This is a genomic window from Pseudomonas spirodelae, assembly GCF_034653255.1.
Classification (GTDB): Bacteria; Pseudomonadota; Gammaproteobacteria; order Pseudomonadales; family Pseudomonadaceae; genus Aquipseudomonas; species Aquipseudomonas spirodelae.
Window position 1 is genome coordinate 59960 of record NZ_JAYEET010000013.1, and the last position, 18283, is coordinate 78242.

The window sequence follows — 18283 nt, forward strand, 5'->3', positions numbered from 1 at the left end:
TTAAGCCTGCAGAGGCTGGGCATTGTGCACCCAGTAAGGCGTGGCGCAAAGTCCGTGCGGGTTTAGCGATTGTGCTCGCGCAAAATTTGCATGTACTCGCCACTGCTGTGCAGGTCGCGCAGGCCTTGCTCAAACACCTTGCTCCAGTCGGGCTCGCCGGCCTTGGGCTGGATAAATCCGACCAGCAGGGGAATCCGTTCCACCACGTTGCCGTGCCAGCGCAGTGTGCCGCGCAGCTGTTCATCGTTATTGATCAGGTGATTACCAACGATGTGTTCGAGCAGCACCATGTTGAAGCGTCGGGCCTTGAGTTTGCGTAGGTTGCTGATGTCGTTAACGGCCTCTTCAAGGTGCAACCCCGCGTCGAGCACATGCTGCGGGTAAGCATAACCGCGCACAATGCCTAAGGTTTGCCCACGCAGTTGCTTTAAGTCAGTGAATTGCAGCGGATAGTCGCTGCGGATAAATAGCCCCAGCTCGCTGTAAAAGAGTGGCCGCGAGGCTTGCAGCCCGTCCGCTGTAATGTCGCTGGGCCATAAGGCCATTGCGCCCTGATGGCTACGGTTTTGTAATGCCCTGCGAACGCGCAGCCACGGCATGAAATCAATCTGTACTGAGTAACCACGCACGGCAAAGGCACGGCGGGTCAGGGCGACGATGCTGCCGCCATCGGGCAGGTGTTCAGAGCTGTAGGGCGGGTACTCCAAGGTGGCCATGCGCAGCTGTGATTCGGCCTGCGCAGGCTGCGCGAGCAGAATCAGTAAGGCCAGCATGGGCAGAATCAAAGGCATGGCGAATTTTTATGGTTATGACCTGAACGGTTATACGTGGCGGCCCAGGATAGTTCCACAGGGAGCGGCAAGATTCAGTGCGTCAATGACGCTGCCAGGCTATTTGCCTGTATGGCGTTAACTGTTAAGTTCCAGCCAACTCCGCAGCGCGGATCAGACCATCTCAGGGCAAGAGGATAAAAATAATGCAGCCTGATTTCTGGAGCGACAAACGCCCGGCCGGCGTCCCCAATGACATCGATTTGGGGGCTTATAAGTCGGTTATCGAGGTGTTCGAGCGCTCGTGCAAGAAGTTCGCCGACCGGTCCGCTTTCAGCAACATGGGGGTGACACTGACCTATGCCGAGTTGGACCGGCTCTCGGCGGCTTTTGCCGCTTACCTGCAAAAGCACACTGACCTGCAGCCGGGTGACCGTATCGCCGTGCAGATGCCCAACGTGCTGCAGTATCCGATTGCCGTGTTCGGCGCGATGCGTGCCGGGCTGATTGTGGTCAACACCAACCCGCTCTACACCGCCCGCGAGATGCGCCACCAGTTCAAGGATGCCGGCGTGCGCGCGCTGGTGTACCTGAACATGTTCGGCAAGCTGGTGCAGGACGTGCTGCCCGATACCGAGATCGATTACCTGATCGAAGCCAAAATGGGCGACATGCTGCCGAGCTTAAAGGGCTGGCTGGTCAACACCGTGGTGAAGAAGGTCAAGAAGATGGTCCCTGACTACCACCTGCCGCAGGCGGTGGCGTTCAAGGATGCGCTCAAGCAGGGCCAAGGCCATGCGCTGAAACCGGTCAAGGTTGGCCAAGACGATATCGCGGTGCTGCAATACACCGGCGGCACCACAGGCGTGGCCAAGGGCGCGATGCTCACCCACGGCAACCTGGTGGCCAATATGCTGCAGGTGGATGCCTGCCTGTCGCAGCTCGGCGATGATGGCAGCCCGCTGATGAAGCAGGGCCAGGAAATCATGATCGCGCCGCTGCCGCTCTATCATATCTATGCCTTCACCGCGAACTGCATGTGCATGATGGTCAACGGTAATCACAACGTGCTGATCACCAACCCGCGGGATATCTCAGGTTTCGTCAAAGAGCTGGGTAAGTGGCAGTTCTCGGCGCTGCTGGGGCTCAACACCTTGTTCGTCGCGTTGATGGATCACCCGGAATTCAAGAACCTTGATTTCTCCCATTTCAAACTGACCAACTCCGGTGGTACCGCACTGGTCAAAGCCACGGCCGAGCGCTGGCAGGCGGTGACCGGCTGCCCGGTCACCGAAGGCTATGGCCTGACCGAAACCTCCCCGGTGGCCAGCACCAATGCCTACGGTGACAAAGTGCGCCTGGGCACTGTTGGCATTCCGGTACCGGGTACGGCGTTCAAGGTAATCGACGACGATGGCGTCGAGCAGCCCCTGGGCGAGCGCGGCGAGCTGTGCATCAAGGGCCCGCAGGTAATGAAGGGCTACTGGCAGCGCGAGGAAGCCACCGCCGAGGTGCTGGATGCCGAGGGCTGGTTCAAGAGTGGTGACGTGGCGGTGATCGACCCGGACGGCTTCGTGCGCATCGTCGACCGTAAGAAGGACATGATCATCGTCTCGGGCTTTAACGTGTACCCCAACGAGATCGAGGATGTGGTCATGGCCCATCCACAAGTGGTCAGCTGTGCGGCTATCGGCGTGCCGGACGAGAAGTCCGGAGAAGCGGTCAAACTGTTCGTAGTGGCCCGCGACAGCAGCCTCGATGCCGATACGCTCAAGGCCTACTGCAAGGAAAACTTCACCGGCTACAAGGTGCCCAAGCAGATTGTCTTCCGTGATTCGTTGCCAATGACCCCCGTGGGCAAAATCCTCCGTCGCGAACTGCGCGATATCGCCTGACCGGTGTTTCTGTTGGTGCCTCAGAACAGCGCCCGCTCGTTCTGAGGTGCCGGCGGAAAACCGAGTAATCCCTCTGCAAGGCCTATAGCTCGAAGGTTCTGGCGATATTATCAAAGTGACCGAATTAGCTTTTACGGTCGTTTTAGTGACTGTGGCGGCACTTATTGGTGCTAGTCGCTGTTTGGCAAAGCTGCTACCCTCGGCCGGCTTTTTTGTGATCCGTCATCTATAGCGACCGGCCTTTTAGGCCATCGCGGTGCACCCTCAAAAAATGCTCCCGGCATTTTTCTGCCGTTTAAATTATTAAAAACACGCGAATCTACAATAAACAGCCGTCTATGCGCGGTGAAGATCAAGCTGTTGCTGAGGAGTGGGCTTCCATGAACGAAAACTTTTGGAAGGATAAGTATCCCGTTGGGATTGCTGCCGAAATCAATCCTGACCAGTACCCGAATATCCAGGCGGTACTGAAAGAGTCCTGCCAACGCTTCGCCGACAAGCCAGCTTTCAGCAATATGGGTAAAACCATTACCTACGGTGAGCTGTACGAGTTGTCTGGCGTGTTTGCCGCCTACTTGCAGCAAAACACCGATTTACAGCCCGGCGACCGCATCGCCGTGCAACTGCCCAACGTGTTGCAGTACCCGGTTGTGGTGTTTGGCGCCTTGCGCGCCGGTCTGGTGGTGGTCAACACCAACCCGCTGTACACCGCACGTGAGTTGGAGCACCAGTTCAACGACTCCGACGCCAAAGCGCTGGTCAGCCTGGCCAACATGGCCCATCTGGTTGAGCAGGTACTGCCGAAAACCGGGATCAAGACGGTCATCATCACTGAAGTGGGCGACATGCTGTCGCCGCTCAAGCGCCTGCTGGTCAACAGCGTGGTCAAGCACGTGAAGAAGATGGTGCCGGCCTACAACCTGCCGCGCGCGGTCAAGTTCACTGCAGCCATGGCCAAGGGCCGCGGTCAGACGTCTACTGACGCCGCACCGAACAATGGCGAAATCGCTGTATTGCAATACACCGGCGGCACTACCGGCGTGGCCAAGGGCGCGATGCTGACCCACCGCAACCTGATCGCCAACATGCTCCAGGTTAAAGCGCTGATGGGCGCGGAAATGAGCGAAGGCAGCGAAGTGCTGATCGCGCCATTGCCGCTGTACCACATCTACGCGTTCACCTTTCATTGCATGGCGATGATGCTGATTGGTGGGCACAACGTGCTGATCACCAACCCGCGTGATCTGCCAGCCATGACCAAAGACCTGGCCAGGTACAAGTTCACCGGGTTTGTTGGCCTCAATACCTTGTTCGTGGCCCTGTGCAACAACGAAGATTTCCGCAAGCTGGATTTCTCCACCCTGAAAGCCACCTTCTCCGGCGGCATGGCCCTGCAATTGGCGACTGCCGAGCGCTGGAAGCAGGTGACCGGTTGCTCGATCTGCGAAGGCTTCGGCATGACCGAAACCAGCCCGGTGGCCTCGGTTAACCCGTTCAGCAATATTCAGATCGGCACCATCGGCATTCCGGTGCCGTCGACCCTGTGCAAGGTGATCGACGATGAAGGCGTTGAGCAGCCGCTGGGATCGATTGGTGAGCTGTGCGTCAAAGGCCCGCAGGTGATGAAGGGCTATTGGCAGCGTCAGGAAGCCACCGACGAAGTCCTTGATGCCGATGGTTGGCTGAAGACCGGCGACATCGCGGTGATTCAGGACGACGGTTATATGCGCATCGTCGACCGCAAGAAGGACATGATTCTGGTGTCCGGCTTCAACGTCTACCCGAATGAGCTGGAAGACGTACTGGCCACCTTGCCGGGCGTGCTGCAATGCGCGGCCATTGGTGTGCCGGACGAGAAGTCGGGTGAAGCGATCAAGATTTTTGTGGTGGTCAAGCCGGGTGAAACTCTGACCAAAGAGCAGGTCATGGAGCACATGCGCGCCAATGTCACCGGTTATAAGGTGCCCAAGGCCGTCGAGTTCCGCGACGTACTGCCGACCACCAACGTCGGCAAGATTCTGCGCCGCGAACTGCGTGACGAAGAACTGAAGAAAATGCAGTAACGGCGCCTGCGTTTCGCCATAAAAGACCCCGATATTCGGGGTCTTTTTGTATGGGCTGAAAAACCTGCTCAATTATTTCCGTCAGCGGTCGCTATATAGCTGTAAGTAATAGTCGATACGGTAAAGCGCTGAGCCGCTGCTGTGGTCTGTCCTTCGATGAGGTAGTTGGTGATGCTTTCAACGTTGCGCGTACGCTCCAAACTGTTGTTGCTTGCACTCGGTCCGATTTTTCTACTGGCGATTCTGCTCAGCGCCGTAGCTGTGCATCAATTGCAAAGCCTTGCCGACCAGCAGGAAAGCAAAACCCGTGAAAGCCTGATCAAGGATCGTCAAGCCGAGCTTAAGCAATATGTCGAGCTAGCCAAGAATATGCTGGCACCGCTATATCAGGCTTCGGCGGAAGGAGATATGGCGGCGCGCGCTGAGGCCGTGAAGGTTCTTGAGCGCTTGTCTTACGGTGATGACGGCTACTTCTGGGGCTACGACGAGCAGATCGTGCGTTTACTGCAAGGCAATACCGGGCAGCTGATCGGCGAAAGCTTCAATAATTTCCGCGACCCCAATGGCGTCTATGCCATTCGTGAGCTGGTGCGTGCCGGTATCGATGGCAGCCATTACGTGAACTACAGCTTTGTGCTGGGTGGCAGTACTGAGCTGGTGCCGAAGGTGGGGTACTCCGAGCACCTGCCGAAGTGGAAGATGGTGTTCGGTACGTCGCTGAACCTCGACGGTGTCGAGCGTGATGTGCAAGTGGCGCGTGCTGAGTTCCAAAAGAGCATCGACCGCTTGCTGCTGATCATGATCGGTTCGGCCCTGGGCTTATTGGTGGTGATTGCGATCCTCGCCATGGGCCTCAGCCAGTCGTTGCTGCGTCCACTGCTGCTGATTAAGCGCAACCTCGATGACATGGCTGCTGGCGACGGTGACCTGACCCATCGCCTACCGATTACCAGCCAGGATGAAATGGGCGAGTTGGCCGGCTCCTTCAACCGGTTCGTGGAGAAAATTCATGGTCTGGTGCATCAGGTCGCCGGCACGACAACCCAGCTCAGTGGCCTAGTCGGCGCAGTAGCCAGCCAGGCGCAGCGTTCGGAGCAGGCGATGGAAGGCCAGCGGCATGAAACGGACCAGGTCGCCACGGCGATTAATGAAATGTCTGCGGCGGCCCACGAAGTGGCCATGAGCGCCCAGCGCGCGGCCGAAGCCGCTCAGGAAACCGATCAGCAAGGCCAGTCCGCCAAACATGTGGTGGAATTGAATATCAAGCAGATCCATGAGCTGAGCGTGGAAATGCACAGCAGTGGTGAGTCGCTGGAAAGCCTGCAAAAAGACGTACAGGGCATCGTCAGCGTGCTTGATGTGATCCGCGCTATTGCCGAGCAAACCAACCTGCTGGCACTGAATGCGGCCATCGAAGCGGCGCGCGCTGGCGAAGCCGGGCGTGGTTTCGCGGTGGTTGCCGACGAAGTGCGGGCGCTGGCGAGCCGCACCCAGCAAAGCACTGGCGAGATTCAAAGCATGATCGACCGCCTGCAAAACGCTACGGCCCGTACGGTGGCCAGCATGCAGCGCGCCGGTGAGAAGGGCGAAAGCACCCGCGAACAGGCCAACCAAGCCGGTACGGCGCTGGACACCATCGCTGGCCTGATCGGCACGATCAATTCGATGAACGCGCAGATCGCCAGTGCAGCCGAAGAGCAGACCGCCGTGGCCGAGGAGATTAACCGCAGCGTGCATCAGATTGCCGGGGCGGTGGATGGCGTTGCCAGCGATGCCGCCGAGGGCGCGCAGACCTCGCGTGAACTCAATGGCCTGGCCTTGCGCTTGCAAGAATTGGTCGGGCAGTTCCGTATCTAGGCGATGTTGCGCCGTGAGCGCTGTAATGAAGCGCTGAAGAAACCGGACAAGCAGTCAACGCCCGGTTAAAAAAAACCCCGCCTAGGCGGGGTTTTGTGTGTCTGTCAGCCGCTCAGTTAGCGGTGCGCCAGGTGATTTCCTCAACCCCGTCGGCGCTGATGCGCATCCAGCGGTCGGCCTGCTCGTCGCTTTCCTCTTCTTCCCAGCCGTTGGGCGCACAGCGCACTTCGACATTCAGGGCGGCAAAAGCCGCTTGCGCGCACGTGAGGTCGTCGGCCCAGGGCGTGGCATCGCTTTCCAAAAACAGGCTGTGCCATTTGCCGACGGCCTTGGGCAACCAGGTGACGGGTACATCACCGGCCATGCATTTGTAGGTTTGGCCTTTCTGCTGCCAGGGTGTGCAGCTGCCTAGTGCGTTGCTCAACCACTCGCCAATGGCATTGTGGTCGGCGTCTTTCAGGTAAATCTCGATATCCGGTTGGCGCATGGTCATAGCTTCTCGATCCAGTCGTAGCGGATGGCAACGGTCACTGCACAGGGTTGGGCAATTACCGCGGCGCGGCGTTCGGCGCTGGCGCGCCAGCCGTGTGGGGTCATGGCTAGCAGGTCGGCGCGGGCTTCGCTGCTGTCCAGTTGTAGAGTAAATGTCAGGGTTTCGCTGTGCGCCAGGCGCATGCCTTCAGGGATCAGCTCCAGGTGCTTCTGATCATCATAGTCACGCACTTCGTCATACAGCTGCTGGCGTAGTTCCATCAGGTGGTCACGGGTTGGCCCCATGCGCAGCAGGCCGCCACCGGGCGCCAGCAGACGTTTGGCTTCCTGCCAGTCGAGCGGGCTGAATACGCTGGCCAGCAGTTGGCAGCTGGCATCAGCTAATGGCACGCGGGCCATGCTCGCCACCAGCCAACTTAGTTGCGGGGCGCGCTTGCAGCCGCGCTTTATTGCCTCGCGGGAGATATCCAGGGCATAGCCGTCGGCGTGTGGCAGGGCATCGGCGATTTGTGCGGTGTAATAACCCTCGCCACAGCCAATATCCAGCCAGCGGTTCGGGTTATAGCGCGCCGCCAATTCGGCCAAGCGTTTGGCCAGGGGCGCGTAATGGCCGCCATCGAGAAAGCGCCGACGCGCCTCGACCATGGCGGCATTGTCGCCTGGGTCACGGCTATTTTTGTGCTGCACCGGCAACAGGTTCAGGTAACCCTGGCGTGCGCGGTCGAAGCGATGGTTGGCCGGACAGGCCACACCGTTGTCTACGGTGCTCAGCGCGCCTTGGCAGATAGGGCAGGTCAGGCTCATGCGAGCAGGTTCACCAAGGTTTGATAATAGATTTCGGTGAGCACATCCAGATCACTGGCCAGTACGCGCTCGTCGACCTGGTGAATCGTGGCGTTGACTGGGCCGAGTTCCACCACCTGGGTGCCTAGGGTGGCAATAAAGCGGCCGTCGGAGGTGCCGCCGCTGGTCGACGGCTGGGTGTCACGACCGGTGACCGCTTTGATGCTGGCGGCAACGCCGTCAAGCAGGGCGCCGGGTTCGGTGAGAAATGGCATGCCCGACAACGCCCAGTCCAGGTGATAGTCCAGGCCGTGTTTGCCGAGGATTGCTTCAACACGCTGCTGCAAGCCTTCCACTGTGGATTCGGTGGAGAAGCGGAAGTTGAAGATCGCCGTCAGTTCACCAGGGATCACGTTGGTCGCGCCCGTACCGGCATTCAGGTTGGAGACCTGAAAGCTGGTCGGCGGGAAGAACGCATTGCCTTCGTCCCAGTGCTCGGCGGCCAGTTCGGCCAGCGCTGGGGTGGCCAGGTGAATCGGGTTGCGGGCCAGATGCGGGTAGGCCACGTGGCCTTGCTTGCCGCGCACGGTGAGGGTGCAGCCGAGCGAGCCGCGACGGCCGTTCTTCACCACGTCACCGACCAGGGTGGTACTCGACGGTTCGCCGACGATGCACCAGTCCAGACGTTCGTTGCGCGCGCGCAGGCGCTCGACCACGGCCTTGGTGCCATGGTGCGCCGGGCCTTCTTCGTCGCTGGTGATCAGAAAGGCGATACGCCCTTTGTGGTTTGGGTATTCGGCCACGAAGCGCTCAACGGCGATGATCATCGACGCCAGGCTGCCTTTCATGTCCGCCGCACCACGGCCGCAGAGCATGCCGTCTTCGTCAATCAAGGCATCGAAGGGCTGATGCTGCCAGCTCTGTACCGGGCCGGTTGGCACCACGTCGGTATGCCCGGCAAAGCACAGCACGGGACCGTCGTTACTGCCGTGGGTGGCCCAGAAGTTGTCCACTTCCTCGATCCGCATCGGTTCGATGGTGAAGCCACAAGCCGCTAAGCGGCGCGTCATCTGTTCCTGGCAGCCTTCATCGAGCGGGGTAACGGACGGGCGGCGGATCAGCTCGCAGGCAAGCTCCAGCGTCGGGGAGAGGGGCGTGGCGTTGGCGGTCATTGCGGCTCCAAGGCGGCGTCAAGCGGAAAGGCCGCCATCTTAAAGCAAAACGGCGGCCATTGGCCGCCGTCTGGCATTCCAGTCTGCGGCTACTCAGTGGCGGCGGGCTGGGCGGGCTGTACGCTTGGCTGAGGCGCGGGCCATGACGACAGCAGGGCCATGATCAGCGCCGCCAGGTAAGGCAGTGATTGCACCAGGAGCATCGCCACCCAGAACTTTACATCGGCGCTGGGCATGCCCTGGACAACGCTAATGCCCAGTGCTGCACCCCATAGCAGCAGCATGATGAACACTTCTTCGCGAGCCTCGACCAAGGCCACCAGAATGCCGTGGTTGTTGGCCATCTTCGGGGTGCGGAAGAACGGGATGGTTTTGGTAAAGGTGCCGTACAGCACCGCCTTGGCGATGGTGTGCGACAGCGCCAAGCCAGCGATAGCCGCCTGGAATGAGCGCACCAGATCCACACCCATGGCCTTGCGGTAGAGGAACATGATTTTGCCGAACTTGAAGAAGAACAGCGCCAGCGGCGGGATGGCGAAGATCATCAGCGGCGGGTCGACCCGTTGCGGCACGATGATCATCGCCGCCGACCAGAGCAGCGCACCGACGGTGAAGAAGATATTCAGGCCGTCCGCCACCCACGGCAGCCAGCCAGCGACGAAGTGGTAGCGCTGGCCGGGCTTGAGTTGGGAACCTTTGCCGAGGAACAGGCTGCGCGCGTGGCCCTTCATGATCTGGATAGCACCATAGGCCCAGCGGAAACGCTGCTTCTTGTAGTCGATAAAGGTGTCCGGCATCAGCCCGCGGCCGAAGCTCTGGTGGGCGTAGGCGGCGCTATAGCCTTGCTCGAATACGCGCAGGCCCAGCTCGGCGTCTTCGCAGATGGTCCAATCGGCCCACTTCAGCTCGTCCATCACGGTGCGGCGGATCATGGTCATGGTGCCGTGCTGGATGATTGCGTCGCGGTCGTTGCGCGTCACCATGCCGATATGGAAGAAGCCTTTGTATTCGGCGTAGCAGAGCTTTTTGAAGATGTTTTCGTTGCCGTCGCGGTAATCCTGCGGCGACTGCACCACGGCGATTTTCGGGTCACTGAAGTGCGGCACCATATATTTGAGCCAGTTTTTATCGACGCAGTAATCGGCGTCGATCACCGCCACCACTTCGGCATCTGGCGCGGTGTGCGGCAGGATGTAGTTCAGCGCGCCGCCCTTGAAGCCGGCAATCGGTGCGACGTGGAAGAAACGGAAACGCGGGCCCAATACTTTGCAGTAGGCCTCTACCGGCTCCCACACGGCCGGGTCCTTGGTGTTGTTGTCGATGATGATGACTTCGTAATCCGGGTAATCCAGCGCCGCGAGGGCGTCGAGGGTCTGTTTGACCATCTCCGGCGGCTCGTTGTAACAGGGCACGTGGATCGACACCTTGGGCCGGTAGGCGCTGTCGCTGTCCACTGGCTGGAAGGGGCGACGGCGTGCGCGAGTCCAGGCGGTTTCGGCCAGCTCATGAGCCTCGGTAAGCAGCACGATAAACACGCCGAAGGCACCTATGCCGAGCAGCAGGCCGACCAGGGTGCTGAACCAGGTGCTGTACTGCTGGCTGTAGTCGTAGCCAATCCACACCAGGGCGGAGCCGCCGGCAAACGCGACAAAGGTCAGGAAGGTGCGCCCGCGCTGGCGCAGGGCGCTGCCGTCGATCAGCATCAATGCCAAGCTGAGCAACGCCAGGACCACCGAACCGATGGCCAGTAGGCGCCACTGCGGAATCGCCACCACCGGGCCTTCGAAGGTGAACTTGGGCTGGCGTTCGAGGTTGTACACGCCCCAATACGCGCCGACCGAGCCTTCATCGCTGGCCTTCCACGGCTGGTCGAAGGCTTCGATGACGAAGTAGTTATAACCCTTGGCATTCAGCGCATTAACCAGGGTGCGCAGGTAGATGGCCTGATCGGCTTGTGAGGCGTCAGCGCCACCGCGCATACGGCCGTTACTCGGCCAGCCGACCTCCGAGAGCAGCAAGGGTTTTTTCGGGAAGAGTTTTTTCAGGTCTTTGGCGCGTTCGAGGACGAAGTCGGTGGCGTCCTCCATGGGCACGAACTCCCAGTAAGGCAGTACGTGGGCGGCGATCAGGTCGGTGTGCTGCGCCAGCTCCGGGTATTCCTGCCAGATGTGCCACTGCTCGGAGGTGGTCACCGGCACCTTGACCGCTGCGCGCACGCGGTCGATGTAAGCAATCAATGCGTCTGCTGTGACTTCCTTGCGAAATAGCGCCTCGTTACCGACCACCACGCGCACTACGCTGCGTGAGTTGTTGGCAATCTCGATGGCCTTGCTGATTTCCCGCTCGTTACGCGCCAGGTCGGGGCTGATCCAGATGCCCAGGGTCACGCGCAGGCCGAATTCTTCTGCCAGGTGGGGGATGTCGCCCAACGGACCGTCGACCGAGTAGGTACGGATGTTGTCGGTCTGGTTGCTCAGCAGCTCCAGGTCCTCACGCATCTGCGCGTCGCTGGGGTAGGTGTCTTTCTGTGGGTTTTGCCCAGCGCGAAAGGGTGAGAAAGAAAAACCGGAGACCTGTTCCGGCCAATCAGGGGCCGTTACCGGGCGGTTGTACAGCGCCCAGATACCGGTAAACAAGGCGGCAATCGCCAGGAACATGACCAGGTTCAGTCCAAACTTACGCGAAGGCATAGTGAGCAGGTCCAGCGAAAGGGCGATGAGAAATCGACGAGCGTCGGGTGGCGCATGCTACGCCGCCGCTACAGGGCTGTATAGCCCGGCCTGTGGGGCTATCAATGGGACGATGAAGTGGCTTGAAGGTTCCTCGTGCGGCTCTATGAGGCGGCTGCTTTTCGCCTAGGCATGGCCTGCGCCAAACAGCGCTTGGGCACAGGCCACAGGCTACCTATAATGCGCGCCGCAGCTGGGAGTGAGTGATAAAGATGCCTGTGGATGAACAACGCTTTGGCGGAATTGCCCGTTTGTATGGCCAGCAAGGGGCTGAGCGGCTGGCGGCTGCCCATGTCGCCGTGGTCGGTATTGGCGGCGTCGGCTCTTGGGCCGCTGAAGCCTTGGCCCGCTCCGGGGTGGGTGAGATTTCCCTGTTTGATCTGGATGACGTGTGCGTGAGCAACAGCAATCGTCAGTTGCATGCGCTCGACAGCACGGTTGGCCAGCCCAAGGTCGAGGTGATGGCGGCGCGCATTCGTGGCATCAACCCGGCCTGCGTGGTGCACGCGGTGGCGGATTTTGTCACCCGCGAGACCATGGCCGAGTACATCACCCCGCAGCTCGACGCGGTGATCGATTGCATCGACAGCGTTAACGCCAAAGCGGCGCTGATCGCCTGGTGTAAACGCCGCAAGATCCAGGTGATCACTACCGGTGGTGCGGGCGGGCAGATCGATCCGACGCAAATCCAGGTCGGCGACTTGAACAAGACCTGGAATGACCCACTGGCCTCCAAAGTGCGTTCCACCCTGCGCCGTGACTATGGCTTCTCGCGCACCCCAGGGCGCAACTACAGCGTGCCGTGCGTCTACTCCAGTGAGCAACTGCGTTACCCCAAGCCCGATGGCACGGTGTGTCAGTACAAGGCTTTTGTCGGTGATGGGGTCAAGCTCGACTGCGCCGGTGGTTTTGGTGCGGTGATGATGGTCACGGCAACTTTTGGCATGGTCGCTGCCGCGCGCATCGTCGACAAACTGGTGGCCGGTACGCGCCGCCCCGCAGAACGGTCGCCCACGGCCTAACTGTTGCTGGCACGCGGTAAGGAATGACCAACGCTGGTCGATATTCAGCAGGGACATGCTGGTGGTTACCCGTTGAGGTGTTTGTGTTGTCCCTGTTGCGTCGTGCGCTAAACCGTCCCCTGCGTTATCTGCTGCCGCTGGTGCTCCTGCTCAGCTGCCTGGATGTCAGTGCTCAACCGGTTGTGCGTGTCGGTACTGGCGACTGGGCACCTTATGTTGACCAGCAGCGTGAGGATGGTGGTGCGCTGACACACCTAATCCGTGAGATTTTCAATGCGGCAGGCTACCAGGTCGAGTTCGTTTACCACCCTTGGGAACGCAACCTGTTAATGCTGCAGCAGGGCAGCCTGGATGCGGTGATGCCCTATTCCTGCTCAGCGCAGCGGCAACACATCAGCGCCTGCAGTGATCCTCTGGTGCAGGGCGAGTTTGTGTTGTTCCAGCGCAGCGAGCAGCCGCTGGATTGGGCAACTGTCGAAGACCTCAAGGCAATGCGCATTGCCACCACGCTTGGTTATTCCTATGGCCCTCAGCTTGATGCGGCCCTGCAGGCTGGGGAGTTGCGCGTGCAGCAGGGTGGCAGAGAAAGTACCGGTTTACGTTTGCTGAGCCTGGGCCGTGTGGACGCCTTTGTGCAGGACCGTGCGGTTGGCTATGCCATGTTGCGCCGCATGTTCTCACCGGCTGAGCGTGCGGCCATCAGCCATCACCCGCGCATTCTTAATCGTGAGTCGCTGCACCTGCTGTTTCGCAAGCACGAAGCCCAGGCCGATCAATTGCGTGCGCTGTTCAATGCCGGTTTACGTCAGTTGACCGAGAAGGGCGAATTACAGCGATTGCAGCAGCATTTAAATTCGCTCGGCCCTGCTGCGGGTCAGCGCGCACTTTAGTCGTCGCTTGCCAGCAACTGCTGCATACGGGTGAGTACCGCCTGCAAGCCATTGCTGCGAGAGGGTGAGAGGTTGCGCGCCAGGCCGAGTTGGGCAAACCAGTCGGGCAGGTCCAGCTGCTGCAGCTCGGTCAGGGTCAAACCGTTGACCCGTACCAGCAACAAGGCGAGCATCCCGCGCAGCAAGCGTGCATCGCTGTAAGCGCGAAACTGCCGGTATTGCCCCGTTGTCTCGATCAGCAGCCACACCTGACTTTCACAGCCGCTGACCCGATTGTCTTCACAGCGTTCGCTGTCGCTGAGTGGCGCCAGCTGCTCGCCCCACTGCATCAGCAAGCGTGCCCGTTGTTCCCAGCCCTGGCAGGCGCTGAAGGCCTCCAGTGCGGCTTGGGCGCTGGTGGGCAGGCTCATTGCAACAGCTCCAGGGCTTGGTCCAGTGCGGTGAAAAGGCGCTGTAGATCAGCCGTATCGTTATACAGGCCGAGGGAGACGCGAAGCGCGCCGTTCAGGCCGAGACCTTGCAGCAAGGGCATGGCGCAGTGATGGCCGGCGCGCACGGCAATGCCTTGTTCGCTCAGCAGGTGGGCGAGGTCGGCATGGTGCACCCCCTCGACCACGAAACTGGCCAGGGCGACGTTTGGTGTGCCGAGCAGGCGTAGCCCCTGGCGCTGCTGCAGGCCGCTGAGCAGCTCGGCGTGTAAGGCGGCTTCGTGAGCACCAACGGCATCGGTATCGAGGCTGCTCAGATAATCCAGGCTGGCGCCGAGGGCAATCACCGAGGCAATCGGCGGCGTTCCGGCTTCAAAGCCCAATGGCGCAGGGCGGAAGCTGGCGTTGCGGTAGTCGGTGTGCAACAACATCTCCCCGCCAAACTGCCAGTGCGCCAGTTGTTCTAAGGCGTGCGTGCGGCCGTAAAGCAGGCCGACTCCGTCCGGGCCATAGAGCTTGTGGCTAGAGCAGACGTAGAAGTCGCAGCCCAGCGCCTGCACATCATGGCGGCCGTGCACCACGCCTTGGCTGCCGTCCACTACGGTCAGCGCGCCTTGCGCCTGTGCCAGTGCCAGCAGTGATTCAAGTGGCTGCCAACTGCCGAGCACATTGGACAGCTGGCTGACTGCGAGCAAGCGGGTGCGCGGGCCGATCAGCTGCGCGGCTTGCACCAGGTCGATCAGGCCGTGGCTGTCCAGCGGCAACACCACCAGTTTGAGTTGACGGCGCCGAGCCAGTTGTTGCCAGGGCAGCAGGTTGGCGTGATGTTCCAAGGCGCTGATGACGATCTCATCGCCCGGCTGAAACTGCTGTTCCAGGCCATAAGCCAGCAGGTTGAAGGCTTCGGTGGCGCTGCGGGTGAAGATGATTTGCTGCGCGTCGGCGGCATTCAGCCAGCGTGCAACCTGCTCGCGGGTGGCCTCGAAGGCACGGGTGGCGCGTTCGCCGGGCACATGCTGGGCACGATGCACGTTGGCGGCACCGCCGGCGTAATAGCCGAGCAGGGCATCGAGCATGGCCTGGGGTTTTTGTGCGGTGGCGGCGCTGTCCAGGTAGGTCTGGCCCTCGGCCTCAAGGGCCAAGATGCCAGGGAAGTCAGCGCGCCAGGGGGAATGGATAGGCATGGGTAGGCAATCGAGACCGTAGGATGGGTTGAGCGCAGCGATACCCATAATGAGCGTGATGGGTATTGCGATGCTCAAACCATCCTACAAAACTGAGTATAAATAAACAGGCCGGGCATTAGCCCGGCCTGTGGTAACTGCGCTGCGCTTAGTTGTGCGCGTGCAGGGCTTCGTTTAGTTCGATCGCTGACTTGTGGGTTTTGCACTCCACGGCGCCAGTTTGCGAGTTGCGGCGGAACAGCAGGTCCGGCTGGCCGGCCAGTTCGCGGGCTTTAAGCACCTTGACCAGCTTGTTGTCGGCATCCAGCAGCGCCACCTTGGTGCCAGCAGTGATGTACAGGCCGGACTCCACGGTGTTGCGGTCGCCCAATGGAATGCCGATACCGGCATTGGCACCGATCAGGCAGCCTTCGCCCACGGAGATAACGATGTTGCCGCCACCGGACAGGGTGCCCATGGTCGAGCAGCCGCCGCCCAAGTCCGAACCCTTGCCGACGAAGACACCCGCGGACACGCGGCCTTCGATCATGCCTGGGCCTGCTGTGCCGGCGTTGAAGTTAACAAAGCCTTCGTGCATCACGGTGGTGCCTTCGCCCACGTAGGCGCCCAGGCGAATACGCGCGCTGTCGGCGATACGCACACCCGCCGGCACCACGTAGTCGGTCATTTTCGGGAACTTGTCCACCGAGAAGACTTCCAGCAAATAGCCCTTCAAGCGTGCTTCAAGCTGGCGTTCAGCCAGCTCAGCCAGATCGACTGCGCCTTGGCTGGTCCATGCGACGTTTGGCAGCAGCGGGAAAATACCGGTCAGGTTCAAGCCATGTGGCTTGACCAGGCGATGCGACAGCAGGTGCAGCTTGAGATAAGCCTCAGGCGTGCTGGTCAGCGTAGTATCTTCAGCCAGCAGGGTGGCGACTAACGGCTTCTGGCTTTCGGCCAGGCGGGTGAGCAGGGCGGCTTGCGTCACATCTACATTTTTCAGGGCTTCGGCCAGGTCGCCGGCTTGAGCGGTAGTGATGCTGATAGCCTGGTTGCCGCCGGTATAGCCAAGTTGCTCTACGACTTTAGCGACCAGCTCGCTGGCTGGGTTGAGCAGCGGCTGTGCATAGAAAACTTCCAGCCAGTTGCTCTGACGGTTCTGGGTGCCAACGCCGAAGGCCAGGCTAAAGAGGGTGGTGTTCATTTTATTTTCCTTACCGCAAATTCATGTGGGCCGAGTGGTCAACCCAGTTCGGCGGCATAGCGATCGGCCTTGAAGCCGACCAGGGTCTTGTTGCCGAGATCCAGCACGGGGCGTTTGATCATCGACGGTTGGGCGAGCATCAGTTCGATCGCCTTGTCCTGGTCGAGGTTGCTTTTCTGCGCCTCGTCCAGCTTGCGGAAGGTGGTGCCTGCGCGATTTAGGACGATTTCCCAACCATGCTCGTTGCACCACTTTTCCAGGTTGCCGCGGTCGATACCGCAGGTTTTGTAATCATGAAAGGCATAGCTTACCCCGTGCTCGTCGAGCCAGGTGCGGGCTTTCTTCATGGTGTCGCAGGCTTTGATGCCAAACAGGGTGTTGCTCATGCGTCGAGGCCCTTCACAAAATCACGAATACGCTCTGCCGCTGTCACGCACTCCGCCAGTGGGGCGACCAGCGCCATACGCACGCGGTTCGCGCCTGGATTATGGCCATCGACACTGCGTGACAGGTAGGAACCGGGCACTACGGTGACATGCTCGCGAGCAAACAGCTCGCGGGTAAATGTTTCATCGTCTATCGGCGTTCTGGCCCATAGGTAGAACCCGCCGTCTGGGCGCTGTACATCCAATACGCCGTCAAGAATCGCCAGCACTGCGTCGAACTTCTCGCGGTACAGCTCGCGGTTGGCCTTAACGTGTTCTTCATCGCTCCAGGCGGCTACGCTGGCCAGCTGGGTTTGCACCGGCATCGCGCAGCCGTGGTAGGTACGGTACAGCAGGAAAGATTTCAGAATGTCGGCGTCGCCGGCGACAAAGCCTGAACGTAGGCCTGGCAGGTTGGAACGCTTGGACAGGCTGTGGAACACCACGCAGCGCGCAAAATCATGCCGGCCCAGTTCGGCGCAGGCACTCAGCAGGCCGGCAGGCGGGTTGCCTTCATCGAAGTACAGCTCGCTGTAGCACTCATCGGCGGCAATCACGAAGTCGAATTTATCGGCCAGGGCGATTAGCTTTTTCAGTGTGTCGAGCGGAATCAGCGCGCCCGTCGGGTTGCCGGGTGAGCAGAGGAAGAGGATCTGGCAGCGCTGCCAGACGTCATCGCTGACCGCGTCGAAGTCCGGGTTGAAGCCATGTTCTGCCAGGCACGGCAGGTAGTACGGCTGCGCGCCGGCGAGCAGGGCGGCGCCTTCATAGATTTGGTAGAACGGATTGGGGCTGACCACCAGGCCGTCAACATCACGCTGCACCACCGCCTGGGTAAAGGCGAACAGCGCCTCACGCGTGCCGTTGACCGGCAGTATATGGCGCGCCGGATCGAGCACACCGGCCGGCAAACCGAAGCGGCGGCTACACCAGGCGGCAATGGCTTCGCGCAGCGCCGGAATGCCCAGCGTGGTCGGGTACACCGCGAGCTGGTCAAGGTTGGCGCTGAGCGCTGCAGCCACAAATTCCGGTGAACGGTGTTTGGGCTCGCCAATTGACAGGGCAATTGGGGTTTTGCCGGTCGGCGCAGTGGCGCTGCCGAGCAGGGCGCGCAATTTCTCAAAGGGATAGGGCTGGAGGTGGGCGAGGGCGTGGTTCATGACGGATCGCTACTGGAATGCTTAAAAGGTCGCGACACTAGCACGTTAAGACGCATTTAGAGAATTCTGTGGGGGGGATTTACGGCCTAATCCCCCGCCGGCTTGGTCTAGCTGCGGCCCCCGCCAATGCGAGCCAATGGCCTGGCGCCCTGCTGCGCCTTGCCTGGGGTAAGTGATACCTGCCTTTTTAACTAAAGCCCCTGTGGTCTGGGCCGATAGTCGGCTTACCG

Annotated in this window: 15 protein-coding genes and 1 pseudogene; 6 read left to right on the top strand and 10 right to left on the bottom strand. The window is 60.4% G+C overall.

Annotated features, from left to right (window positions below; genetic code table 11):
* Positions 1-62: 62 nt before the first annotated feature.
* Positions 63-791, bottom strand: a complete 729-nt coding sequence (locus tag SOP97_RS05280; protein WP_274086816.1) for a substrate-binding periplasmic protein — start codon at positions 789-791, stop codon at positions 63-65.
* A gap of 185 nt (positions 792-976) precedes the next feature.
* On the opposite strand from SOP97_RS05280, the gene fadD2 reads away from it, so the two are divergent.
* The 4 genes and pseudogenes from fadD2 to SOP97_RS20290 all read left to right on the top strand — a co-directional run bounded on the left by fadD2 (position 977) and on the right by SOP97_RS20290 (position 6585).
* Complete coding sequence (fadD2, locus tag SOP97_RS05285) at positions 977-2665, top strand: long-chain-fatty-acid--CoA ligase FadD2 (protein ID WP_322948479.1); 1689 nt, start codon at positions 977-979, stop codon at positions 2663-2665.
* A gap of 380 nt (positions 2666-3045) precedes the next feature.
* Positions 3046-4728 (top strand): long-chain-fatty-acid--CoA ligase FadD1, encoded by a 1683-nt coding sequence (fadD1, locus tag SOP97_RS05290; protein WP_322948480.1) that lies wholly within the window; start codon positions 3046-3048, stop codon positions 4726-4728.
* Positions 4729-4899: 171 nt separating this feature from the next.
* Positions 4900-5727: pseudogene (locus SOP97_RS20285) on the top strand (cache domain-containing protein); the annotation flags it as partial.
* Positions 5728-5829: 102 nt separating this feature from the next.
* On the top strand, positions 5830-6585 hold the full coding sequence (locus SOP97_RS20290; protein WP_411912032.1) for a methyl-accepting chemotaxis protein: 756 nt from the start codon (positions 5830-5832) through the stop codon (positions 6583-6585).
* 112 nt (positions 6586-6697) lie between these two features.
* Here SOP97_RS20290 and SOP97_RS05300 read toward each other — a convergent pair whose 3' ends face one another.
* The 4 genes from SOP97_RS05300 to SOP97_RS05315 form a co-directional block, all read right to left on the bottom strand.
* On the bottom strand, positions 6698-7072 hold the full coding sequence (locus tag SOP97_RS05300; RefSeq protein WP_274086994.1) for a hypothetical protein: 375 nt from the start codon (positions 7070-7072) through the stop codon (positions 6698-6700).
* A 2-nt stretch (positions 7073-7074) separates the two neighbouring features.
* On the bottom strand, positions 7075-7881 hold the full coding sequence (locus SOP97_RS05305; RefSeq protein WP_322948482.1) for a putative RNA methyltransferase: 807 nt from the start codon (positions 7879-7881) through the stop codon (positions 7075-7077).
* A complete protein-coding gene (gene dapE / locus SOP97_RS05310) occupies positions 7878-9032 on the bottom strand; it encodes a succinyl-diaminopimelate desuccinylase (RefSeq protein WP_322948483.1) in 1155 nt (384 codons plus the stop codon). Before dapE ends, SOP97_RS05305 begins: the two co-directional genes overlap by 4 nt.
* An 89-nt stretch (positions 9033-9121) precedes the next feature.
* The gene (locus SOP97_RS05315) at positions 9122-11722 is read right to left on the bottom strand and encodes a glycosyltransferase (protein ID WP_322948484.1); all 2601 of its coding nucleotides are present in this window, start codon (positions 11720-11722) and stop codon (positions 9122-9124) included.
* Between the two features lie 251 nt (positions 11723-11973).
* On the opposite strand from SOP97_RS05315, the gene tcdA reads away from it, so the two are divergent.
* Together tcdA and SOP97_RS05325 are read left to right on the top strand one after the other, a co-directional pair.
* Positions 11974-12783, top strand: coding sequence for a tRNA cyclic N6-threonylcarbamoyladenosine(37) synthase TcdA (tcdA, locus tag SOP97_RS05320; RefSeq protein ID WP_274086809.1), 810 nt, complete (start codon positions 11974-11976; stop codon positions 12781-12783).
* An 86-nt stretch (positions 12784-12869) separates the two neighbouring features.
* On the top strand, positions 12870-13673 hold the full coding sequence (locus SOP97_RS05325; protein WP_322948485.1) for a substrate-binding periplasmic protein: 804 nt from the start codon (positions 12870-12872) through the stop codon (positions 13671-13673).
* On the opposite strand, the gene SOP97_RS05330 is transcribed toward SOP97_RS05325, so the two are convergent.
* The 5 genes from SOP97_RS05330 to dapC all read right to left on the bottom strand — a co-directional run bounded on the left by SOP97_RS05330 (position 13670) and on the right by dapC (position 18053).
* Positions 13670-14083 carry a SufE family protein gene (locus tag SOP97_RS05330; protein ID WP_322948486.1) on the bottom strand — a complete coding sequence of 138 codons (414 nt, stop codon included), beginning with the start codon at positions 14081-14083 and terminating at the stop codon, positions 13670-13672. The two genes, SOP97_RS05325 and SOP97_RS05330, sit on opposite strands and share 4 nt — an antisense overlap.
* Positions 14080-15285: an aminotransferase class V-fold PLP-dependent enzyme gene (locus SOP97_RS05335; RefSeq protein WP_322948487.1), complete on the bottom strand. Its 1206-nt coding sequence runs from the start codon at positions 15283-15285 to the stop codon at positions 14080-14082. Before SOP97_RS05335 ends, SOP97_RS05330 begins: the two co-directional genes overlap by 4 nt.
* Positions 15286-15433: 148 nt before the next feature.
* Complete coding sequence (gene dapD, locus SOP97_RS05340; RefSeq protein ID WP_322948488.1) at positions 15434-16468, bottom strand: 2,3,4,5-tetrahydropyridine-2,6-dicarboxylate N-succinyltransferase; 1035 nt, start codon at positions 16466-16468, stop codon at positions 15434-15436.
* Between the two features lie 38 nt (positions 16469-16506).
* Entirely contained in the window at positions 16507-16854 is a 348-nt protein-coding gene (locus SOP97_RS05345) for an ArsC family reductase (RefSeq protein WP_274086804.1), read from the bottom strand.
* Positions 16851-18053, bottom strand: a complete 1203-nt coding sequence (dapC, locus tag SOP97_RS05350) for a succinyldiaminopimelate transaminase (protein ID WP_322948489.1) — start codon at positions 18051-18053, stop codon at positions 16851-16853. The genes SOP97_RS05345 and dapC overlap by 4 nt, the downstream gene beginning before the upstream one ends.
* Positions 18054-18283 lie beyond the last annotated feature (230 nt).